Origin of the sequence: Novosphingobium sp. (assembly GCF_965229225.1) — a bacterium.
In the GTDB taxonomy this organism is placed as follows: domain Bacteria; phylum Pseudomonadota; class Alphaproteobacteria; order Sphingomonadales; family Sphingomonadaceae; genus Novosphingobium.
Genome location: NZ_OZ245867.1, coordinates 912,247 through 933,342 on the forward strand (window position 1 = coordinate 912,247; position 21,096 = coordinate 933,342).

Annotated in this window: 19 protein-coding genes; 10 read left to right on the forward strand and 9 right to left on the reverse strand. The window is 66.0% G+C overall.

The genetic code is table 11. The features are described from left to right. Nucleotides 1-44 precede the first annotated feature (44 nt). Both ACO06X_RS03890 and ACO06X_RS03895 read left to right on the forward strand, forming a co-directional pair. Nucleotides 45-1,226 carry a vWA domain-containing protein gene (locus tag ACO06X_RS03890; RefSeq protein ID WP_298169163.1) on the forward strand — a complete coding sequence of 394 codons (1,182 nt, stop codon included), beginning with the start codon at nt 45-47 and terminating at the stop codon, nt 1,224-1,226. A gap of 124 nt (nt 1,227-1,350) precedes the next feature. Next, nucleotides 1,351-2,127 carry an enoyl-CoA hydratase gene (locus tag ACO06X_RS03895; protein ID WP_421838685.1) on the forward strand — a complete coding sequence of 259 codons (777 nt, stop codon included), beginning with the start codon at nt 1,351-1,353 and terminating at the stop codon, nt 2,125-2,127. 141 nt (nt 2,128-2,268) lie between these two features. Here the strand turns inward: ACO06X_RS03895 and ACO06X_RS03900 are convergent, their stop codons facing one another. Together ACO06X_RS03900 and ACO06X_RS03905 are read right to left on the reverse strand one after the other, a co-directional pair. Beyond that, the gene (locus ACO06X_RS03900; protein WP_298169158.1) at nt 2,269-2,550 is read right to left on the reverse strand and encodes a DUF427 domain-containing protein; all 282 of its coding nucleotides are present in this window, start codon (nt 2,548-2,550) and stop codon (nt 2,269-2,271) included. Between the two features lie 65 nt (nt 2,551-2,615). Then, nucleotides 2,616-3,476 carry a class I SAM-dependent methyltransferase gene (locus ACO06X_RS03905; protein ID WP_421838686.1) on the reverse strand — a complete coding sequence of 287 codons (861 nt, stop codon included), beginning with the start codon at nt 3,474-3,476 and terminating at the stop codon, nt 2,616-2,618. A gap of 187 nt (nt 3,477-3,663) precedes the next feature. Between ACO06X_RS03905 and ACO06X_RS03910 the strand changes: the two genes are divergently transcribed. After that, complete coding sequence (locus ACO06X_RS03910) at nt 3,664-4,371, forward strand: 2OG-Fe(II) oxygenase (RefSeq protein WP_421838687.1); 708 nt, start codon at nt 3,664-3,666, stop codon at nt 4,369-4,371. A gap of 289 nt (nt 4,372-4,660) precedes the next feature. Here ACO06X_RS03910 and ACO06X_RS03915 read toward each other — a convergent pair whose 3' ends face one another. Both ACO06X_RS03915 and ACO06X_RS03920 read right to left on the reverse strand, forming a co-directional pair. Further along, the gene (locus ACO06X_RS03915; RefSeq protein ID WP_421838688.1) at nt 4,661-5,860 is read right to left on the reverse strand and encodes an exo-beta-N-acetylmuramidase NamZ family protein; all 1,200 of its coding nucleotides are present in this window, start codon (nt 5,858-5,860) and stop codon (nt 4,661-4,663) included. Next, on the reverse strand, nt 5,857-6,399 hold the full coding sequence (locus ACO06X_RS03920; protein WP_421838689.1) for a DOMON-like domain-containing protein: 543 nt from the start codon (nt 6,397-6,399) through the stop codon (nt 5,857-5,859). Before ACO06X_RS03920 ends, ACO06X_RS03915 begins: the two co-directional genes overlap by 4 nt. A 32-nt stretch (nt 6,400-6,431) precedes the next feature. Between ACO06X_RS03920 and tyrS the strand changes: the two genes are divergently transcribed. The 6 genes from tyrS (at nt 6,432) to ACO06X_RS03950 (ending at nt 13,413) form a co-directional block, all read left to right on the forward strand. Beyond that, nucleotides 6,432-7,673 carry a tyrosine--tRNA ligase gene (tyrS, locus tag ACO06X_RS03925; protein WP_421838690.1) on the forward strand — a complete coding sequence of 414 codons (1,242 nt, stop codon included), beginning with the start codon at nt 6,432-6,434 and terminating at the stop codon, nt 7,671-7,673. Between the two features lie 126 nt (nt 7,674-7,799). Continuing rightward, complete coding sequence (locus ACO06X_RS03930) at nt 7,800-8,138, forward strand: PilZ domain-containing protein (RefSeq protein WP_298169140.1); 339 nt, start codon at nt 7,800-7,802, stop codon at nt 8,136-8,138. 111 nt (nt 8,139-8,249) lie between these two features. Continuing rightward, a complete protein-coding gene (locus tag ACO06X_RS03935) occupies nt 8,250-10,403 on the forward strand; it encodes a TonB-dependent receptor (RefSeq protein WP_421838691.1) in 2,154 nt (717 codons plus the stop codon). A 93-nt stretch (nt 10,404-10,496) separates the two neighbouring features. After that, nucleotides 10,497-11,792 carry an MFS transporter gene (locus ACO06X_RS03940; protein WP_421838692.1) on the forward strand — a complete coding sequence of 432 codons (1,296 nt, stop codon included), beginning with the start codon at nt 10,497-10,499 and terminating at the stop codon, nt 11,790-11,792. After that, on the forward strand, nt 11,789-12,706 hold the full coding sequence (gene cysK / locus ACO06X_RS03945) for a cysteine synthase A (protein WP_421838693.1): 918 nt from the start codon (nt 11,789-11,791) through the stop codon (nt 12,704-12,706). The genes ACO06X_RS03940 and cysK overlap by 4 nt, the downstream gene beginning before the upstream one ends. A 5-nt stretch (nt 12,707-12,711) precedes the next feature. Next, complete coding sequence (locus tag ACO06X_RS03950; RefSeq protein WP_421838694.1) at nt 12,712-13,413, forward strand: dienelactone hydrolase family protein; 702 nt, start codon at nt 12,712-12,714, stop codon at nt 13,411-13,413. Here ACO06X_RS03950 and ACO06X_RS03955 read toward each other — a convergent pair. The 4 genes from ACO06X_RS03955 to ACO06X_RS03970 form a co-directional block, all read right to left on the reverse strand. Then, the gene (locus tag ACO06X_RS03955; RefSeq protein WP_421838695.1) at nt 13,410-15,209 is read right to left on the reverse strand and encodes an acyl-CoA dehydrogenase C-terminal domain-containing protein; all 1,800 of its coding nucleotides are present in this window, start codon (nt 15,207-15,209) and stop codon (nt 13,410-13,412) included. The genes ACO06X_RS03950 and ACO06X_RS03955 overlap by 4 nt on opposite strands. 21 nt (nt 15,210-15,230) lie before the next feature. Beyond that, nucleotides 15,231-15,659, reverse strand: coding sequence for a MerR family transcriptional regulator (locus ACO06X_RS03960; RefSeq protein ID WP_421839850.1), 429 nt, complete (start codon nt 15,657-15,659; stop codon nt 15,231-15,233). Between the two features lie 147 nt (nt 15,660-15,806). Beyond that, nucleotides 15,807-16,142 carry a phosphoribosyl-AMP cyclohydrolase gene (gene hisI, locus ACO06X_RS03965; RefSeq protein WP_421839851.1) on the reverse strand — a complete coding sequence of 112 codons (336 nt, stop codon included), beginning with the start codon at nt 16,140-16,142 and terminating at the stop codon, nt 15,807-15,809. A gap of 478 nt (nt 16,143-16,620) precedes the next feature. After that, a complete protein-coding gene (locus ACO06X_RS03970) occupies nt 16,621-17,394 on the reverse strand; it encodes a double zinc ribbon domain-containing protein (RefSeq protein WP_421838696.1) in 774 nt (257 codons plus the stop codon). A 79-nt stretch (nt 17,395-17,473) separates the two neighbouring features. On the opposite strand from ACO06X_RS03970, the gene ACO06X_RS03975 reads away from it, so the two are divergent. Beyond that, nucleotides 17,474-18,286: a methyltransferase domain-containing protein gene (locus ACO06X_RS03975; RefSeq protein WP_421838697.1), complete on the forward strand. Its 813-nt coding sequence runs from the start codon at nt 17,474-17,476 to the stop codon at nt 18,284-18,286. An 83-nt stretch (nt 18,287-18,369) separates the two neighbouring features. Here the strand turns inward: ACO06X_RS03975 and ppdK are convergent, their stop codons facing one another. Next, a complete protein-coding gene (gene ppdK / locus ACO06X_RS03980) occupies nt 18,370-21,033 on the reverse strand; it encodes a pyruvate, phosphate dikinase (protein ID WP_421838698.1) in 2,664 nt (887 codons plus the stop codon). Nucleotides 21,034-21,096: the final 63 nt, after the last annotated feature.

The window sequence follows — 21,096 nt, forward strand, 5'->3', positions numbered from 1 at the left end:
CGCATTCGCCTTAATCACCCGGTTAAGACGCGAGCGAGGCCACCATGTTCTTCAACTTCATCGACGAGCTGCGCGCAGCGGGCATCAAGGCCAGCTTCAAGGAACACCTCGTCCTGCTCGAAGCGCTCGACAAGGACGTGATCGAGCAGACGCCCGAGGCCTTCTACTACCTCTCCCGCGCCACCTTCGTGAAGGACGAGGGCCTGCTCGACCGGTTCGATCAGGTGTTCAACAAGGTCTTCAAGGGCCTCCTCACCGATTACGGCCAGCGCCCGGTCGATATTCCCGAAGACTGGCTGCGCGCCGTCGCCGAAAAGTTCCTCTCCGAAGAGGAAATGGAGAAGATCAAGGCGCTCGGCTCGTGGGACGAGATCATGGAGACGCTCAAGAAGCGGCTCGAGGAGCAGAAAGAGCGCCACGAGGGTGGCAGCAAGTGGATCGGCACCGGCGGCACCAGCCCGTTCGGCCACGGCGGCTACAACCCCGAAGGCGTGCGTATCGGCGGCGAGGGCAAGCACGGCCGCGCGATCAAGGTCTGGGAAAAGCGCGAGTTCGCCAACCTGGACAACACCAAGGAACTCGGCACCCGCAACATCAAGATCGCGCTCCGCCGCCTGCGCCGTTTCGCGCGTGAGGGCCATGCCGACGAGCTTGATCTGCCCGGCACGATCGAAGGCACCGCCAAGCAGGGCTGGCTCGATATCCGCATGCGCCCCGAACGGCGCAACGCGGTCAAACTGCTCCTGTTCCTCGATGTCGGCGGCTCAATGGACCCGTTCATCAAGCTGGTGGAGGAACTGTTCAGCGCCGCCACCGCCGAATTCAAGAACATGGAGTTCTTCTATTTCCACAACTGCCTCTACGAAGGCGTATGGAAGGACAACAAGCGCCGCTGGTCCGAGCGCACCAACACCTGGGACATCCTCCACAAGTACGGCCACGACTACAAGATCGTGTTCGTCGGCGATGCGGCGATGAGCCCCTACGAAATCAGCCACCCCGGCGGCTCGGTCGAGCATTTCAACGAGGAGGCGGGCGCCATCTGGCTCCACCGCGTCGCGCAGACCTACCCCGCCACCGTCTGGCTCAATCCGGTGCCCGAAAAGCAGTGGAACTATTCGCAGTCGACCAAGATGATCAAGGATCTCGTCGGCGGCTCGATGTTCCCCCTCAGCCTCGAAGGCCTCGATGGGGCGATGCGCGAACTGACCCGCAAGAAGCACTGATCATTCCTCCCCGAACTTGCTCGGGGAGGTGGCAGCCCGCAAGGCTGACGGAGGGGTATTCTGCCGGACTTGATCCACGCCGCCACCGGCGTAAGCTGCGGCAAAACAGAAGAGGTCGACGCCCATGTCAGACAATGAAATCCTCACCACGGCCCGCACCGGCACCCGCGTCGATCTCACGCTCAACCGGCCAAACCAGTACAACGCGCTGAGCGAAGACCTCCTCGCCGCGCTCAAGGCCGAACTGACCAGCCTCGCCGCCGATAGCTCGATCAGCTGCGTCGTCCTCTCCGGCGCTGGCAAGGCCTTCTGCGCCGGGCATGACCTGCGCCAGATGCACGGGCAGCGCAGGTTGGACTATTACCGCACTCTGTTCGCTGCCTGCGCCGAGGTCATGGAAGCCATCGTCGCGCTGCCCGTCCCCGTCATCGCCCGGGTCCACGGCATTGCCACCGCCGCGGGCTGCCAGCTCGTCGGCGCCTGCGATCTTGCCATCGCCAGCCAGGACGCGCGCTTTGCCGTCTCGGGCATCAATGTCGGCCTGTTCTGCTCGACCCCCGCGGTCGCGCTCACCCGCAACGTGCCGGCCAAGCCCGCGTTCGAAATGCTGGTCACCGGCGAATTCATCAGCGCGCAGACCGCCGAAAGCTGGGGCCTCATCAATCACGCCGTCCCGGCTGACAAGCTCGATGCCGAGATCGACACCCTCGCCCAGACCATCGCTGCCAAGAGCCCCGATGCGATCCGCCGCGGCAAGGCGCTGTTCTACGCCCAGCGCGAAGTCCACCGCGCCGAGGCCTACGCGCTCGCCGCCGAAGTCATGGCGCAGAACATGATGGACGAGAACACGGCGGAGGGGATCGAAGCGTTTCTGGAGAAGCGCGCGCCGGTCTGGCGCTAAAGAACCCCTCCGACCTGCCTTCGGCAGGCCACCTCCCCATTTGTGCTTCGCAAAAATGGGGAGGAACAAGAAGCTCCTCCCCATTTTCACGAAGTGCAAATGGGGATGTGGCAGCCCGCAGGGCTGACGGAGGGGTAATTCCTACCCCACCGTCACACCCTTCCAGAACGCCACCCGCCCCTTGATCTGCGCGGCCTTGTCCTTGGGCTCGGCATAATACCACGCCGCATCGCGGTTCTCCGCGCCGTCCACCACCAGCGAATAGTATTGCGCCGTCCCCTTCCACGGGCACATGCTGGTCGTCGCGCTCGGCTTCAGCACCGCCGCATCGACCGCCTCAAGCGGGAAATAGTGGTTGCCCTCAACCACCACCGTATCATCGCTGCGCGCAATCACCGCGCCGTTCCACCTTGCCTCGACCATGTCCGTCTCCTTCGAGCACCAAGGTCGGGCTCCAGCTGCCTTCCGTCAACCAGCCAGCAGGGCAATCACCCCGCCTTGCGCGCCGTCACATAGATCCAGTCGCCCTGCCCCAGCAGCGGCCCCACCGCTGCCAGCGGCGCAAACAACCCGGCATAGGCCAGCCGCTTCGGCATCTTCAGCAGGGTCTGCACCTGGCCGAACGTATAGGCGAGATCGATGGCGAAATGCCGCGTCTCGGCCACCGCAAAGCCCGCCTTCTTCAGCATCGCTCCCAGCGTCTTCGCCGAAAACTGATAGAGGTGATACGGCGGCTCCGGGTGCGGCCAGTAGTCCAGCTTCTTCGCCAGCGGCAGTGAGAGCTTCGGAAACAACCCGTCGATATTGGGCGTCGAAAGCACGATAGTGCCGCCCGGCGCGAGCAGATCGAACGCCTTGCGCAGATCGCCCAGCGGATCGGGCACATGCTCGATCACGTCGAACATCGTCACCACGTCGAGCGAGCCCGCCTCCTGCGGTGCATCGTGGATCGTGCCTTCCGCCACTTCGAGCCCGAAGTGCGACCGCGCAAATGCCGCGCTCGCCTCGTTCATCTCAAGCCCCGTTGCGGAAAAACCCGCCGCCTTGGCCCGCGCCGCAAACTGCCCGATCGAACAGCCCACATCGAGCAGCCGCCCCCGCTTCACACCTCTCAGCGTCTCGGCAAGGTGCCGCACCGCGATCCGGTCCTGCGTCGCAAAAGTCTCGCTCGCCGGATCGCACAGCGCCGCGTGATAGGAAGCGCCCGCCGAATAGAGCACCTTCAGTTCCTCCGCGCCCGGCGGGTTGGCGATGTAGGCCAGCCCGCACCCGGTGCAGCGCACCAGATCATAGCCCTTGGCCCGGAACAGATGCGCCGCGCCGGCCGTTCCACAGTTGTTGCAGGTCACGCAGGTCATCCCGATGGTCGTCCAAGCCTCGGCACCTACTGCACAAAACTTAAGGAAGGCTCATCCCCCCGCCCCCTCTTCTTCCCCTCCCCCGTTCGGGGGAGGCCGGGTGGGGGTGCGCGGCGCGGCGAGTTCGACCGCAATAGCCGGAGTGTGCCGCCCCGTCGGTCAGGCTAAGTCGTCCGCCATGCAAAACCTGAAAAACCGGATCGCCGCGCTCGATTGGCCCACGCTCGCCCAAAGCCTCGACGACCTCGGCTACGCCCTCACCCCGCGCGTGCTGGACACCGAAACCTGCGCCGCCCTCGCCGCCAGTTACCACGACGACAGCCGCTTCCGCTCGACCGTCACCATGGCCCGCCACGGCTTCGGCAAGGGCGAATACCGCTACTTCGCCTATCCGCTGCCCGATGTGGTGCAGGCCTTGCGCACTGCGCTCTACCCGCCGCTCGCCGCCATCGCGAACATGTGGTCGGAGCGCCTCGGCCTACCGGACATCTGGCCCGGCACGCACGAGGCCCTCCTCGCGCGCTGCCACGCCTTTGGCCAGCCGCGCCCCACCCCGCTCCTGCTGCGCTACCGCGCGGGCGACTACAACTGCCTGCATCAGGACCTCTACGGGCCGATCCACTTCCCCCTGCAAGCCATCGTCATGCTAAGCGGTGACGAAAGCTACACCGGCGGCGCGCTCACCCTCGTCGAAAACCGCCCCCGCCTGCAAAGCCGCGTCGAAGTCGTGCCCATCCGGCAAGGCCAGATCGCGCTGATCCCGGTCCGCGACAAACCCCGCCTCACCTCGACCGGCTGGTCCAAATCGGCCATGCGCCACGGCGTCAGCACCGTGCTTTCCGGCGAACGCCAGACGCTGGGGATCATCTTTCATGATGCGAGTTGAGACGGCACCCGCCTCACCTCAGTCGCCCCTCCGCATCGTCACCCCGGGCTTGACCCGGGGTTGGGCTGCCTTTCGGACAGCACAAACCGCTGTCCTACAACCCACCGGTTCGCGTATCATCGAGGCCTGCTCTTTGAACCTCGTGAACCCGACCCAAACCCGCTCATGCTGAGCTTGTCGAAGCATCAGGCGCGGCTCGCGCAGGTGCGTCAAACGTCTGAAAAAAGCCCTCGGCGCTTTCTCTCAGGACTGTGTAAACTGTGTCAACTTGCCGGGATTCTGTCCCGCTTCAGTACAGAAGGAACGGCGCCCGCGTCTCGATCCACGCAGCCTCGTCCGGCCCCGCCAGTGCTTCCAGATCGGCGGGCGTGCTCACCGGATCGTCTACCCAGTCCCGCAGCCCCGGCCCGCCGTTGATCACATCGATCGCCAGCTTGTCGGTGACATACTCATACGGAAAATCGCGCCACAGCGGATAGTCCGGGTAAAGCCGCCGCACTGCCTTGAACGCCAGTGCCTGCAGCCGCCAGGGCCGGAACGCGTGGTGGTCGTAGAACACGCCCTCGGCGTGGATCATCAGCGCGTTGCAGAGCTTGCCGACATGCTTGTGAAATGTCGGCTCGAACCAGCACTCCCGGATGGCGCACCCCGCCAGCCACTCCGGCGCAAAGGCCTGCATCTCCGCCAACACCGCCTTGGCATCGACATCGGGCGCGCCGAACAGTACTTCCAGCGGCCGCGTCGTCCCGCGCCCTTCCGAAAGCGTCGCACCCTCGATCATGACCGTGCCTGCATAAGCTCGCGCCATGTTCAGGCTCGCCGCATTCGGGCTCGGATTGATCCAGATCCGGTCCTGCGGCCAGCCGAAACCCGGCCCTTCCGGCTCCCACCCCTCCATCGCCACCACGCGGTAGTCCACGTCGAGCTTGAAGTGATCCACGAACCAGCGGCCCATTTCTCCCAAGGTCATCCCATGCCGCATCGGCATCGGCCCCGCGCCGACAAAGCTTTCCCAGCCGGGCAGCAGCGTGGTGCCTTCCACCGGGCGGCCCGCCGGATTGGGCCGATCGAGCACCCACACGGCCTTGTCGGTGCCGCTTGCGGCCTCGAGCAGATAGAGCAGCGTCGTCACGAAGGTGTAGATCCGGCAGCCCAGATCCTGCAGGTCGAACAGGAACACATCGGCGCTGTCCATCATCCGCGCTGTTGGCCGCCGCACCTCACCGTAGAGGCTGAAAACCGGGATCCCTAGCAACGGGTCGATGAAGTCCTCGGTCTCGACCATGTTGTCTTGCTTGTCCCCGCGCAGCCCGTGCTGCGGCCCGAAGGCGGCGGACAGCGTGATCCCCGGGCAGGCGGCCAAGGCATCGAGCGAATGCGTTAGACCCCCTGTCACCGAGGCAGGATGGGCGACGAGCGCGACGCGCTTGCCTTCAAGCGGCGCGCGCAGCGCCGGGTCGGCGAGCAGGCGGTCGATACCGAACTTCATGCCGCTTCCGGTGCCGCAAGCCGCCCGGCCATGCAAGTCGGATCGTGGAAGTCGGGCTTCTCGGGCGGGTGCGCCATTGCCCAGTAGGACTTGATCCCGCCTGCCTCCTCGATCACTGCGGTCAGCCCGTAAGCCCACGGCAGTGGCGGCAGCGCGCCAGCCGGGATCGCGGCATCGAAGATCAGCACCGACCCACCCCGGCGCGGCGTACACACCGGCGGGCGCTCCACCGCCCGCTCGGCCATTCCTGCACGGTACCCGCTGAAATCATACGCCGCCCAGCGCTCGGAGGGAGAAAGGTTGAACTCGGCATACCCTTCCCCGCCCGGTGCCTTCACGAAGAGCTCGAAGCAAGTGGTCTGCCACAAGCCGTCCGTCCGTGCGCGGCCGGCAAACGGCGGCACCACGAGCGCGCCCGCCCCGTCCACCTTCCAGCGCAGCGTGAGCCAGTTCGCATCGAACGAGAGAATGCGCGCTGCCATACCGGACACAACTTTGGCCGGATGTGCCGGATGCGCGGTCAGGTCGAACGTTTCCAAGCCTTGCTCTTTCGTGCTAGGCGCGCCGCGTCATGACCCAGAACGCCTCTCCGTACACCTCTTCGCTCCTCCGCCTGCTCAGCGAGCGCGGCTATGTCCACCAGGTCACCGATGCCGAAGGCCTCGATGCGCTTGCGGCGAAGCAGATCGTGCCGGGCTATATCGGCTTCGATGCGACCGCGCCATCGCTCCATGTCGGCAGCCTGGTGCAGATCATGATGCTGCGCCGCCTCCAGCAGGCCGGGCACAAGCCCATCGTTCTGATGGGCGGCGGCACGACCAAGGTCGGCGATCCTTCGGGCAAGGACGAGAGCCGCAAGATGCTGACGAGCGCAGACATCGCCGCCAACATCGCCTCGATCCGCACCGTGTTCGAGAAGCTGCTCACCTTCGGCGACGGCCCGACCGATGCGGTGATGGTCGACAACGACACCTGGCTCAGCGCGCTCGGCTATGTCGAACTGCTGCGCACCGTCGGCCCGCACTTCACGATCAACAGGATGATGACCTTCGATTCGGTCAAGCTCCGGCTCGAGCGCGAGCAGCCGCTGACCTTCCTCGAATTCAACTACATGATCCTTCAGGCCTACGATTTCCGCGAACTCGCGCTCACCGCCGGGTGCCGGTTGCAGATGGGCGGCTCGGACCAGTGGGGCAATATCGTCAACGGTATCGAATTGACGCGGCGCATGGAAAGTGTGGAGGTCTTCGGCCTCACCACCCCGCTGCTCACGACGGCTGATGGCGCGAAGATGGGCAAGACGGCGGCGGGCGCGGTCTGGCTCAACGAGGATGCGCTCCCCGCTTGGGACTTCTGGCAATACTGGCGCAACGTCGATGATCGCGACGTCGGCCGGTTCCTGCGCCTGTTCACCGATCTTCCGCTCGACGAGATCGCGCGGCTCGAGGCGCTTGGCGGCAGCGAGATCAACGCGGCCAAAGTCGTGCTGGCGAACGAAGTCACCAAGCTGGTACGCGGCGCGGAAGCGGCGGCCGCGGCAGAAGCGACGGCGGCAGCGACCTTCGCTGGCGGCGGTGTCGGCGCAGACTTGCCCTCGCTCGCCTGCCCCGATGGCAGCATCGCGCTGATCGATGCGCTGATCGGCCTGGGCTTTGCGGCGAGCCGCGGCGAGGCCAAGCGCCTGATCGCGGGCGGCGGCGCGCGGGTCGAAGGTCATTCGGTGACCGACGAAGGGCACGTCATCGCCCTTCAAGGCGCTGAAATCCGCGTTTCTTCGGGCAAAAAGAAGCACGGAGTCCTGCGCCCGGCCTGACCGGCACCAACTTGCCGTTAACCGGCAAGCCTTTACCGCAAAGCGGCAAAACGGTGCCGGGCCTTTACGAATTATCAGCCTATTGGCTTCAGATACTCGTGTGCTTGACCATCACGAGGAGCAACCATGGCCAGCGGCGCACAGCTTTCCGTCACCGATCAGCGGCTTACGACCCGCCATCCGGTTGACTTGCCCCTGATCGGCGAACATCGCCGGCTGGGAGATGTGATGCTGCATGTCATCAACATCTCCACCACCGGCTTCATGGTGAAGGGCGAAGTCGCCCTCCAGCGCGGTGAGCGGATCACCATCCGCCTGCAGCACATCGGGCGAATCGAGGCCTTCCTTGTGTGGAGCGACGGCACCCGCGCTGGCTTCCAGTTCGAACGCATTATCAGGGGCGACGATTTCCTGATGATGATCAAGTCCTTGCAGCCCAATCCAAGGCTTCAGCGCAGCCGTTGATGCAGCGCAGCATCGGCTGCGCACACAAGTGGTTCGGACTGCCGATTGTTACTTGATATATTATATCATCACGCTAAAGCGACACCCGAAACAACGCTTCAGGTGTCGCCAATGCATAAATCCACGCTTGCCGCCAGCACTGCGCTCAGCGCCGTTCTTCTCGCTTTTTCCAATCCTGCCATCGCCGCCGCGGAGGATCCGGCGAGCCCGGCCCCCGCAGCAACCGGTGGGCCGCAGGCGGCATCGCCCGGGCAGATAAGCACAACCCAGACCGATGACGCGGGCCATGCCCCGATCGTGGTGACCGGGCGCCTGATCTCGGGCGACCGCGACGCGATCGTGGCGCCGGTCGTGATCAATGGCGAAGACCTTGCCCGCCGCGCCGCCGCGCAGATCGGCAGCGTGCTGGCGCATCTCCCCGGTGTTTCGACCAGCGGCTTCGCTCCCGGCGCATCCCGACCTGTCCTGCGCGGGTTTGATGGCCCGCGCGTGCAAGTGCTGACCGACGGCCTCGGCGCGCTCGACGCAAGCTCGGTCTCGGCGGACCACGGCGTTGCCATCGATACGCTCAATGTCGAACAGATCGAAGTGCTCCACGGGCCGGAAGTGCTGCTCTACGCGGCAGACCCGGCGGGCGGCGCCGTCAACGCGCTCGACCGGCGCATCCCGCGCCGCATGCCGGACAAGCCGATCACGGTGAACGCGCTCGGCGCTTATGGTTCGGCGGCAGATTCGGTGAACCTGGGCGGCGCGGTCGATGTGGCGCTCGCCCCCCGGCTCGCCGCGCATTTCGACGCTTCGTACAACCGCGCGGGCGACGTGCGCGTTGGCGGCAATGTCGTATCCGATCCGCTGCGCGCCCGGCTGCGCGCCGAAGCTGATGACCTCACAGCCGCAGGCGATCCCGAAGGCGCGGCGAACCTGACCGCCGGGCTCGATGCGCGCGGGCGCCTTGCCAACTCATGGGCGCGCGGCTCCGCCTTTGGTGGCGGCCTTGCCTTCATCGACAGCGGCGGTTCGCTCGGTGTTTCGGTCCAGCGCCTCAACAGCGACTACGGCATTCCGCCGCGTCCTTCGCCTGCAGCACCCGATCCGGTCTCGCTGTCGCTGCGCCAGACGCGCTATGACCTGCGCGGCAGTGTCAATCTCGGCGGGTTCTTCGACCGGCTGGAAGCACGCGTTGCCTACGGTGACTACACCCATGCCGAGATCGAGGACGGCGTCGCGGGCACCCGCTTCTTCAACAAGTCGATCGAATCGCGCTTCGTGCTGACCCAGGCCCGCCACGGCGGATGGCGCGGCGAAAGCGGCATCCAGTATGGTACGCGCAACTTCCGCATCGAAGGTGAGCCGCTGCTGCCCAATTCGGTGACCGAACGCATCGCCGGATTCACCCGCCAGCAGCTTTCGCTCGGGCCTGTCGATCTCGAAGGCAGCCTGCGCGGCGAGCACGTTTCGGTGAAGCCCAAGGGCCTCGGCGCCAATGATTCCGGCCGCAGCTTCGATCTCTTCGCTGCAGGCGCAGGCATTGCCTGGCATCCGCTTGAAAGCGTGACGCTGAGCCTTGCCGCTACGCACGGTGAGCGCGCGCCGACGGCGGAGGAGCTTTACATCGACGGCCTGCACGACGCGACCCAGTCCTACGAGCGCGGCAATCCCGCCTTCCGGATCGAACGCAGCAACACGGTCGAAGCGGGGCTGCGCTATCACAGCGACCGCTTTGCCGGGGCGTTCACCGCCTATGCCACGGACTTCAGCAATTTCATCGCACCGATCCCCACCGGCGAGCGGATCGAAGGCGCGCCGGTCTACCAGTATATCCAGCTGCCCGCCAAGTTCCGCGGCCTGGAAGCCGAAGGTTCGTGGAAGGCGCTGACCTGGGACGATGGCCGCTCGCTCTCGCTCGAAAGCGCGGTCGACTATGTCCACGCCAGCCTCACCGGTTCCGGCCCGGCTCCGCGCATTCCGCCGCTGCGGGTGCGCGGCGGCGTGACCTACGAATCCGACCGGGTCGGCGCGAACATCGAGGCAATCGTCCATGCGCGGCAGGACCGCGTCACCACCTACGAGAATCCAGTGGGCAGCTACACGCTGCTGAACGCCAATGTCACGTGGCGCCCGATGGGCAAGAACGGGCCGCTCGCGCTCATCCTCTCGGGCGACAACCTGCTCGACAAGGTCGGCCGCCTCGCCACTTCGGAAACGCGCGACTTCGTGCCCATCGCCGGGCGCGACATCCGGCTGACGGCGACGTTGAAGATCTGAACGACGGGGAAGATCTGAACGGCGGGGAAGAATTAAACCGCCGGTGAGTTTTGCTTGCTTGGCAAGGGCGCGCCGCGCTGCCATTCGAACGGCGTGACCTTGCCTGCAGACGAACCTCGCTCGCCGCTGGACATTCCGGACTACCGCCGCTTTTGGCTGGCCCGGTTCCTGTCGGTCTTCGCCACGACCGGCATGGTCGTGGTGCTGGGCTACCAGCTCTACGATGTAGCGCGCAGCCAATATGGGATGAGCATCGGCGCGGCGGCGTTTCAGCTGGGGCTACTTGGCCTGGCGCAGTTCCTGCCGGTCCTGCTGCTCACGCCTGTCGCCGGTCTTGTCGCAGACCGCTTTGACCGCCGGCTGGTGGCCGGCTTTGCCAATGCGGTCGACATGGTCGTCGCGGTTGTGCTCATGGCGGCGACGCTGATTGGCCACCTCACCCTTCCGCTACTCTTTGCGCTCGGCGCGCTGCATGGCATCGCGCGCGTGTTCATCGGCCCAGCGATGGCCTCGATCGCGCCCAATGTCGTGCCGGTGCGGCTGATGCCCCGCGCTGTCGCGATCAATTCCATGGCATGGCAGGCCGGTTCGGTGGGCGGCCCGGCGATTGCCGGCCTGCTCTTCGCGCAGGTTCCCGCCCTGCCCTATGCCATTTCCGCTCTGCTGCTGGGCACGGCAACGCTGCTGGTCCTGCGCATCCGCCCGCTGCCGCCGCCGGACGAGAACAAGCGCGCGCATCCACTCTCGCAAATTGTCGGCGGGCTGACCTTCGTGTGGCACGACCGCTTCCTGTTCGGCTGCGTGACGCTCGATCTCTTCGCCGTGCTGCTGGGCGGCGCGACAGCGCTGCTGCCGGTCTATGCCCGCGATATCCTGATGATCGATGGCCATCCGGTCGGCCCCAACGGCCTAGGCCTGATGCGCGCAGCGCCGGGCGTGGGCGCGGTGATCGTGGCGCTGCTGCTGGCACGCCGCCCCATCGCCAGCGGTGTGGGCGCGAAGATGCTGATCGCAGTTGCCGTATATGGCGCGGCCACCATCGGCTTCGGCCTGAGCCGAGACTACCTGTTTTCGCTGGCGATGCTGGCAGCACTCGGCGCGGCGGACATGGTTTCCGTGTTCATCCGCAACACGCTGGTCCAACTCTATACGCCGGATGCCGTGCGCGGCCGGGTTTCAGCGATTTCCGGCCTTGCCATCTCGGCTTCAAACGAGCTGGGTGAAATGCAATCGGGCGTAGCCGCGGCCCTCCTCGGCGCAACTGGCGCGGTTGTATTCGGCGGGGTGGGTGCGATAATCATTACCGTGGCGTGGGCGGTATGGTTCCCTGAACTCCGACTCGTACGCACGTTTGCAGACAAGACACTTCACCAGAAGGAAGCGACATGAAAGCGGCCAATATTCTCGCCACTATCGGCAATACTCCGCACATTCGCCTCTCCCGCCTGTTTCCGGGTCACGAGGTATGGGTGAAGAGCGAACGCACCAATCCCGGCGGTTCGATCAAGGACCGCATCGCCCTTGCCATGATCGAGGCGGCGGAGGCTGACGGTAGCCTCAAGCCCGGCGGCACCATCGTCGAGCCGACTTCGGGCAACACCGGCATCGGCCTTGCCATGGTCGCGGCGGTCAAGGGCTACAAGCTCGTGCTCGTCATGCCCGAATCGATGTCGCTCGAGCGGCGGCGGCTGATGCTGGCCTATGGCGCCAGCTTCGACCTCACCCCGCGCGAGAAGGGCATGAAGGGCGCCATCGCCCGCGCCCTCGAAATCGTCGAGCAGACTCCGGGCGCATGGATGCCCGCGCAGTTCGACAATCCGGCCAACGTTGCCGTCCATGTGCGGACCACCGCCGCGGAGATTCTGGCGGACTTTGCCGATGCCCCGATCGACGCGCTGATCACCGGCGTGGGCACGGGCGGACACCTCACGGGCTGTGCCGAAATGCTCAAAGGCCATTGGCCGACCATGAAAGCCTGGGCGGTCGAGCCGACGCTTTCGCCGGTCATCTCGGGCGGCCAGCCCGCGCCGCACCCGATTCAGGGTATCGGCGCCGGATTCATCCCCGGCAACCTCCACACCCAGGCCATCGACGGCGCGATCCAGGTCGATCCTGCCGCTGCGAAGGAATGGGCCCGCCGCGCTGCGCGCGAGGAGGGCATGCTCGTCGGCATCAGTTCGGGCGCGACGCTCGCCGCCATCGCCCAGAAGCTGCCGGAACTGCCCGCCGGCAGCCGCGTGCTTGGCTTCAACTACGATACCGGCGAACGCTACCTCTCGGTGCCGGACTTCCTGCCGGAGTGAGCGGGATGGCGCTCGAACCGGTGGCCTATTCCGATGGCGATACCGCGCTGACGGGGTGGCTCGCCCGCCCCGTCGGTGCGGCGCGCGGCGCAGTGCTTGTGCTGCCGACGATCATGAACCCGAACCCGCCGATGGAGCGGCGTGCGGCGATGCTGGCTGATGCCGGATTCCTCGTGCTGGTGGCCGATTTCTATGGCCAGCCGGTGCGCGATTTCGAGCATTCGATGCAGCTGGCAAGCGCGCTCAGGGCCTCGGTTGATGTCTACCGCGCCCGCCTGCGCGCCGCGCTCGATGCGTTGACCGGACTGCCGGAAGCGCAGGGCCTCAAGACCGTTGCCATCGGCTATTGCATGGGCGGGCAGGCCGCGCTCGAACTCGCGCGCGACGGGGCCGACATCGTCCTCGCCGCCAGCTTTCATGGCCTGCTCGATACGGCCAGACCCGCCGCCCCGGGCGCGGTCAGGGCGCGCATCCTTGTCTGCCACGGCGATGCCGATCCGCTCTTCCCGCGTTCGCAAGTCACGGCCTTCTGGGACGAAATGGACGCTGCTGCGGCCAACTGGCACTTCCACGCCTATAGCGGTGTCCGCCACGGCTTCACCGATCCCGGCAGTGACGCGCGCGGCGTTCCCGCCATCGGCTATGATGCCAGCGCCGACCGCCAGAGCTGGGCCGCGCTGATGGGGCTGTTTGCCGAGGTTTTCTAAGCGGCGAACTGCTCGGCCGTGAGTCCCATCACCGTCTCGGCGCCCGCTTCCACTTCATAGCGCAGCGAACCCGCCTGCGGGGCGAAGCGCAGCGCCCAGTGCTTGGCGCAGAGCAGCTTGGCCTCGTAGAAGGGCTTGTCCGCACCATCCTGGCTCAGCGCCGCAGCCGAAACCTTGGCCATGCGCAGCCACATCAGGCCGAGCGAGACCACGCCGGTCAGCGTCATATAGGCATAGGCCCCCGCACCCACCGCATTGCGGTCGGTCATGCCGTGCTGGAGGAACCACATGGTCGCGGCCTTGAGATGGCCGACCGTCTTGGCGAGGCGTTCGGCGACCAGCTTGACCGTCTCATCCGCACTTTCCTCCGCGCATTCGGCATCGATCACCGCAAACAGCCGCTGGACCGCGCGTCCGCCGTTCTGCGCCAGCTTGCGGCCCACGAGGTCCATCGCCTGCACGCCGTTGGCGCCTTCGTAGATCATCGCAATGCGGGCATCGCGCACGAACTGGTCCATGCCGTTCTCGGCGATATAGCCGTGCCCGCCCCAGACCTGCTGCATGTCGGTCGCGGTCTTGTAGCCCATGTCGGTGCCGTAGCCCTTGATCACGGGCGTGAGCAGGCTGATGAGGTCGTCGGCGGCCTGCCGCTCTTCCTCGGTCGCGGCCTTGTGCGAGAGATCGACCTGCAGCGCCCCCCACAGGCACAGCGCGCGCATGCCGCCGATGAACATCTTGGCGTCCATCAGCATGCGCCGCACATCGGGATGGACGAGCAGCGGATCGGCCTTCTGCTGCGGCTCGGCCGGCCCGGTCAGCGCGCGGCCCTGCCGCCGCTCCTGCGCGTAGAGCACCGCGTTCTGGTACGAGGCTTCCGCCTGCGCGAGGCCCTGGATGCCGACACCGAGCCGGGCGGCATTCATCATGATGAACATCGCGGCGAGGCCCTTGTTCTCCTCACCGATCAGCCAGCCCTTCGCGCCGTCGTAGTTCATCACGCAGGTCGCGTTGCCGTGGATGCCCATCTTGTGCTCGATCGATCCGACCGAGACAGCGTTGCGGTCCCCCAGAGAGCCATCGGCGTTGACGAGGAACTTGGGCACGATGAAAAGCGAGATGCCCTTGCTCGATTCGGGCGCACCCGGGGTCTTGGCCAGCACGAGGTGGATGATGTTCTCACACAAGTCATGGTCGCCCGCCGAGATGAAGATCTTGGTGCCAGTGATGGCGTAGGAACCATCCGCCTGCGGCTCGGCGCGGGTGCGAATGAGGCCGAGATCGGTGCCGCAGTGCGGCTCGGTCAGGTTCATCGTGCCGAGCCATTCGCCGCTCACCATCTTGGGCAGATACATCGCCTGCTGCTCGGGAGAGCCCTTGGACGAGATCGCCGAGATCGCGCCATTGGCAAGGCCGGGATACATCGCGAAGGCCTGGTTGGCGCTCGCAAGGTACTCTTCCATCACGAAGCCGATGACATGCGGCAGGCCCTGCCCGCCATAGATCTCCGGCGCGGCGAGCGTGCCCCAGCCCGCTTCGATGTAGCGCGCATAGGCTTCCTTGAAGCCCTTCGGCGTCGTCACGCTGCCATCGGGATGGCGGGTGCAGCCCTCCTGATCGCCCGAGAGATTGAGCGGAGCCACCACCTCGTTGACGAAGCGGCCTGCTTCTTCGATGACGCTGTCGGTCAGATCCCGCGTCGCTGCCTCGAAACCGGGCAGATGGCCGTAGCTTTCAAGGCCCAGCACTTCGTTGACGACAAAACGAGTGTCGCGGGTCGGCGCCTGGAAAACGGGCATGGTTCAGGTCCTCTCGAAAAGTTATGCAGGATCGCCATCAAGGTTGACCGGGCGGCCCTCGAGCTTCTCACGCTCGATCAGCAGCGCAACGAAACTGTTGAGTTCGGCAATCGTAGCGTTGATATCGGCCTGCTGGCGTTTGAGGTTGTCAATCCGCTCGCGGCACTTGTCGATCGTCACGCGGCGCTGCTTCGCGCGCCCGTCGCCCAGATCGTACAAGTCGATCATGTCGCGGATTTCGGAGAGGCTGAACCCCACGTTCTTGGCGCGCATGATCCAGGCCAGCCGCGCCCGGTCGCGCTTCGAATAGATGCGGGCAAGGCCGACGCGGGTCGGCGCGATCAGGCCCTCGTCCTCATAGAAACGCAGCGCGCGCGCGGTAACGCCGAATTCGCTTGAAAGATCAGAGATGGTGAACTGTTCGCGCGCGAGCGCATCGGGCTGGTGCAAGTGCCCGGTGTGATCGCTGCTGCGGGCAGAACCAGCCAGACGGGTCTGGGCGGCTGACACCCGTTCCTGACTCGCAGTATTGGCCGGACTCGTGGTGATGGGACGCGAGGACATGCCCGCACGACCTAACTACCCTTTACGTAAGCGTCAACTATCGATGCGCTCCAGCCCCCCGTCCGCATCAAGCCGGCGGTAGAAGCACGAGGACGCCAAGGTGTGGCAGGCCGGGCCTGCCGCCTCGACCCGGAGCTCCAGCGCATCCTGATCGCAATCGACGCGAATCTCGATCACCTTGAGCACGTGGCCCGAGCTCTCGCCTTTCATCCACAGCCGCCCGCGCGAGCGCGAATGGAAGTGGGCAAAGCCGGTCTCGCGCGTGCGGGCAATCGCCTCCGCATCCATGTGCGCCAACATGAGCAGTTGTCCGCTGGTGTGATCGACCGCCACGGCGGTGACGAGTCCGGCGGAGTCGAAGCGCGGCATGAACACCGCGCCCTGCTCGCGCAGCTCGGTTTCGGGAGATTGGATGGAAATGGGCAAGCCTTTCGCGGTGCAGGTGTCATTTTGTTGCAGGATAACCACATGCCCCGGCCAAAATCCATGGGCCTTGAACAACATGCTTTAACCTCGCTCGGCAATGGCGGATGAAGGGGATGCGGCTTGAGGGAGCTGCAAACACGAGCCGGGCTAATCGTCCGGGCGCACGAATACAGGCCAAAGTTCAGGGTTGGAATCACATGGGGCCCGAAAGCGGCGCCGCTCCCCGAATTGGGCAGAGCAGCGAGGCTCTCGGAAAAAAGCTCAGGGATTTCGGCAGGGTCCGTCATCCGTCACTAGACCAGCAGAAGCTGGGGCCGCGAGGGGCAGGCCGTGACTGGATGGATCCGAACCGATCAGGTATCGTCACGGGAACGCCCGGAGTGAACGCTCCGGGCGTTTCGTGTTTCAGGCTCCGGAAATCTCACGCCGCCAGCGGTGCATCCTCGCGGCCTGCCTGATCGAGCGCTTCATCGAGCACCCGCGCAAAGCAGGCGATGCGCACTTCAGCCGCCCCCGCCTTGCGCAGCGCGGCAAGGCAGGCATCGGTCGTGGCGCCGCTCGTCATCACATCATCGACCAGTAGTACCCGGGCGCCTTTCAGCCGCTCGGCACGGCGCGGATGCGCGCTGATCGCGCCGCGCAGCGCCTCAGCCCGCGCGCGCTTGCCGAGGCCGCCGAGCGAGGGCGTGCGCTTGCGGCGCTCCAGCGCATCGACCACCAGCGGCTGATGGACCGTCCGCGCAATCCGCTCCGCCAGCAGCGCTGACTGATTGAACCCACGCTCCCACAGCCGCCAGCGATGGAGCGGCACCGGCACTATCAGCCATTCGCCCTGCAGATCCGGCAGGCGCCGCACCATGAGGCGTGAGAGCAGGTCAGCCAGCGCGATGCGCTTGCCGCGCTTGAATGCCAGCACGAGTTCGCGCGAAGCATCGTTGTAGAGCGTGGCCGCCGCGATGCCCGCGTGGCGCGGCGGGTTTGCCATGCACGGCGCGCACTGGACCTCACCGGAGTGGACCACGCTATCAGCCAGCGGGCGCTGGCAGGTGCCGCAGGCCGGATCGCCCGGCACGGCCAGCTTCGTCCAGCACGCCGCGCAGAGCCCGCCCTGCTGCGCCAGCGCATCGCCGCACAGGGGGCAACGCGGCGGGAACACCAGATCGATCAGCGGAGCGAGAAGCGCGGGTTTCGCCATGGTCAAAGTCTCGCCCGGAAGGCCGCCATTGGCAAGAGGGGCTTGGCAGAGCGCACGCGGCGCGGCAGGGGCGGATGCCATGGCCACGCCCCCTCCCCCCCAAAAGCCGCCGACGATCTTTTCGCCCACCCGTCGCCGCTCGCAGCGTCAGCGGATGCGCGCATTGCAGTGCCGCCCAGATGCCGCGCACTATCTGGCAGAGGACATGGCCGAGGATGTGCTCGACCGGCTCGACTTCCTGCGCCACGAACCGAAGCGTGCGCTGCTGGTGGGCGACATCAGTGGCATGCTGGCAAAAGCGCTGGCCGCACGGGGATGCGCAGTCGTGCGAGCCGATCCTGCACCGCTTGCCGGCGAACTGCCGCTCGACGAAGAACAGCCATGGCCGGGTGAGGCGAGCTTCGATCTGATCGCGCACCTCGGCACGCTCGGCACGGTCAACGACTTGCCCGGCGCGCTCGTCCATATCCGCCGCGCGCTGGCGCCGAATGGCCTCGCGATCATGAGTTGGTGCGGCGCGGGCAGCGTGCCCGCCTTGCGCGACGTGATGGTCGCTGCCGATGGCGCGCGCGCAGCTGCGCGCATCCATCCGCAAGTTGATGTGCGGGCGGGCGGCGACCTGCTCCAACGCTGCGGCTTTGCCGAACCGATGAGCGACAGTCGCATGCTGGATGTGCGCTATGCGAGCTTTGCCCGGCTGCTGGAGGATTTGCGGGCCCAAGGCCTCTCGAGCTGCCTTGCCCGGCCCGGCCCGGTGCTGGGCAAGGCCGGCCTGGCACGTGCGCAAGATGCGTTTGCGGCAGCGGCAGACGCGGATGGGCGTGTGACCGAGCGCTTCGCAATCCTGACGCTGAGCGGTTGGGCCAAAGCTCTACGTGCGCCGAAGTTCTAAAAAATAGGGACAGTCCCTATTTTTCGGCACCTATCTTCCCGTCTTCGCGGGAATGACGAATGTTTGGTGGGGCCGCGTGGCCCCTACCCGAGCGCGGCCTGCGCCGCAGCCAGCCGCGCAATCGGCACGCGATAGGGGCTGGCCGAAACGTAATCGAGTCCAACCTTCTCGCAGAAGGCAATCGATGCCGGATCGCCGCCATGTTCGCCGCAGATGCCGAGCTTGATGTCGGGCCGGGTCTCGCGCCCGCGCACGGCGGCCATCTCGACCAACTGGCCGACGCCTTCGATATCGAGGCTGACGAAGGGATCGCGCGGGTAGATGCCCTGCTCGACATAAGGCCCGAGGAAGCGCGCGGCATCATCGCGGCTGACGCCGAGCGTCGTTTGCGTGAGGTCATTGGTGCCGAACGAGAAGAACTTGGCCTCCTCGGCGATCTCACCCGCCATGAGCGCGGCGCGCGGCAGCTCGATCATCGTGCCGACGAGGTACTCGAGCGTGCGGCCCTTCTCGGCGAAGACGGCCTCGGCGGCGCGGTCGACGAGCGCGCGCAGGATGAGGAGCTCGCGGCGGGTCGCGACGAGCGGGATCATGACTTCGGGGACGGGCGCTTCGCCTGATTTTTCGGCGACATCGCAGGCAGCCTCGAAGATCGCGCGGGCCTGCATCTCGTAGATTTCGGGGAACGTTATGCCCAGGCGGCAGCCCCGATGCCCGAGCATCGGGTTGAATTCGTGGAGCTCGCCCGCGCGGCGCTTCAAGTGATCGACACCAAGGCCGGTCGTTTCGGAAAGCTCCTCGAACTCCGTCTCACCATGGGGCAGAAATTCGTGGAGCGGCGGATCGAGCAGGCGGATGGTGACGGGAAGCCCGGCCATGACCTCGAAGATCGCGGTGAAATCGGCGCGCTGTTCGGGGAGCAGGCTATCGAGCGCGCGGCGGCGGGTGGCTTCATCCTCGGCGAGAATCATCTGGCGCACCAACGAGATACGGCCCGCATCGAAGAACATGTGTTCAGTGCGGCAAAGGCCCACGCCTTCGGCGCCGAACTGGCGCGCGACCTGGCAATCGAGGGGGGTTTCGGCGTTTGCGCGCACCTTCATGCGGCGGTGCTTGTCGGCCCATTCCATCAGCACGGCAAAATCGCCGACGAGTTCGGGTTCGACCATCGGCACCGCGCCGAGCATGACATCGCCGTTCGAGCCATCGAGCGTGATGACCTCGCCTTCCTTGACATCGCGCGTGCCCATCCGCGCGGTGCGGGTCGCCATGTCGATCGAGAGGCCCGAGGCGCCCGAGACGCAAGGGCGGCCCATGCCGCGCGCGACCACGGCGGCGTGGCTGGTCATGCCGCCGCGTGCGGTGAGCACGCCCTTGGCGGCGTGCATGCCGTGAATGTCCTCAGGGCTCGTCTCGACGCGGACGAGGATGACATCCTCGCCCATCTGCGCGCGGTGTTCGGCGCTATCGGCATCGAACACGACAATGCCGGTGGCGGCGCCCGGCGAGGCCGGCAAGCCGCGCGTGAGCACATCGCGCGGCGCGCTGGGATCGAGCGTCGGGTGGAGCAGCTGGTCGAGCGCCATGGGATCGACGCGCTTTACTGCTGTCGCCTCGTCGATCAGGCCTTCTCGCGCCATGTCCACCGCCATCTTGAGCGCGGCCTTGGCGGTGCGCTTGCCCGAGCGGGTCTGCAGCATCCACAGCTTGCCCTGCTCGACGGTGAACTCGATGTCCTGCATGTCCTTGTAGTGGAGCTCGAGCAGGTCGAACACGCGGGCGAGTTCAGCGTAGGCCTCGGGCATCGCCTCTTCCATCGAGAGGGGCTTGGCCCCTGCCCGTTCGCGCGCGGCTTTCGTCAGGTACTGCGGCGTGCGGATGCCGGCGACGACGTCCTCGCCCTGCGCGTTGACCAGCCATTCGCCGTAGTAGGCGCGCTCGCCGGTGGCCGGATCGCGGGTAAAGGCGACGCCGGTGGCCGAAGTTTCGCCCATGTTGCCGAAGACCATGGCCTGCACGTTGACCGCGGTGCCCCAATCATGCGGGATGGCATTGAGGCGGCGATAGACCTTTGCACGGTCGCTTTCCCACGAATCGAACACGGCGCCGATCGCGCCCCAGAGCTGTTCGTGGACATCCTGCGGGAACGGGCGGCCGAGCTCTTCGGCGACGATGGCCTTGTACTGTGCCACGAGCGCCTGCCAATGTTCCGCGCCCATCTCGACATCGGCGTAGAAGCCGTTGTCTTCCTTGGCGATTTCGAGCGCATCCTCGAAGCGGTGGTGATCGAGGCCGAGCACCACGTCAGAATACATCTGGATGAAGCGGCGGTAGCTGTCCCACGCAAAGCGGGCATCACCAGACCCGGCGGCGAGGCCCTCGACGGTGGTATCGTTGAGGCCGAGATTGAGCACGGTATCCATCATGCCCGGCATCGAAACGCGCGCGCCCGAGCGGACCGAGACGAGCAGCGGGTTCGCGGGATCGCCGAAGACGCGCCCTGTCGCCTTCTCGATATGCGTGACGCCATTGGCGACGCCGGCGCGCAGGTCATCGTCGAAGGCCTTGCCCGCCGCGTTGTAGGCCGTGCAGACTTCGGTGCTGATGGTGAAGCCGGGAGGAACGGGCAGGCCGATGCCTGCCATCTCGGCAAGGTTCGCGCCCTTGCCGCCGGTGATGGTCTTGTCGCGCGAGCGGGGATCGGTGTTCGTGGCGCCGCCACCGAAATGGAATACGTATGCGCTCATAAGACCAAGCAGCTCCCTGCGAATATGATTCTCGTCCGGTTTGCCCGGATTCGCCTGAAATTT

Coding starts and splice junctions, on each gene's coding strand:
- ACO06X_RS03890 (WP_298169163.1), top strand. CDS start 45: ATGTTCTTCAACTTCATCGACGAGCTGCGCGCAGCGGGCATCAAGGCC.
- ACO06X_RS03970 (WP_421838696.1), bottom strand. CDS start 17,394: ATGGCGAAACCCGCGCTTCTCGCTCCGCTGATCGATCTGGTGTTCCCG.
- ACO06X_RS03915 (WP_421838688.1), bottom strand. CDS start 5,860: ATGAAGTTCGGTATCGACCGCCTGCTCGCCGACCCGGCGCTGCGCGCG.
- ACO06X_RS03975 (WP_421838697.1), top strand. CDS start 17,474: ATGGCCACGCCCCCTCCCCCCCAAAAGCCGCCGACGATCTTTTCGCCC.
- ACO06X_RS03930 (WP_298169140.1), top strand. CDS start 7,800: ATGGCCAGCGGCGCACAGCTTTCCGTCACCGATCAGCGGCTTACGACC.
- tyrS (WP_421838690.1), top strand. CDS start 6,432: ATGACCCAGAACGCCTCTCCGTACACCTCTTCGCTCCTCCGCCTGCTC.
- ACO06X_RS03935 (WP_421838691.1), top strand. CDS start 8,250: ATGCATAAATCCACGCTTGCCGCCAGCACTGCGCTCAGCGCCGTTCTT.
- ACO06X_RS03950 (WP_421838694.1), top strand. CDS start 12,712: ATGGCGCTCGAACCGGTGGCCTATTCCGATGGCGATACCGCGCTGACG.
- ACO06X_RS03910 (WP_421838687.1), top strand. CDS start 3,664: ATGCAAAACCTGAAAAACCGGATCGCCGCGCTCGATTGGCCCACGCTC.
- cysK (WP_421838693.1), top strand. CDS start 11,789: ATGAAAGCGGCCAATATTCTCGCCACTATCGGCAATACTCCGCACATT.
- ACO06X_RS03895 (WP_421838685.1), top strand. CDS start 1,351: ATGTCAGACAATGAAATCCTCACCACGGCCCGCACCGGCACCCGCGTC.
- ppdK (WP_421838698.1), bottom strand. CDS start 21,033: ATGAGCGCATACGTATTCCATTTCGGTGGCGGCGCCACGAACACCGAT.
- ACO06X_RS03900 (WP_298169158.1), bottom strand. CDS start 2,550: ATGGTCGAGGCAAGGTGGAACGGCGCGGTGATTGCGCGCAGCGATGAT.
- ACO06X_RS03955 (WP_421838695.1), bottom strand. CDS start 15,209: ATGCCCGTTTTCCAGGCGCCGACCCGCGACACTCGTTTTGTCGTCAAC.
- hisI (WP_421839851.1), bottom strand. CDS start 16,142: ATGCCGCGCTTCGACTCCGCCGGACTCGTCACCGCCGTGGCGGTCGAT.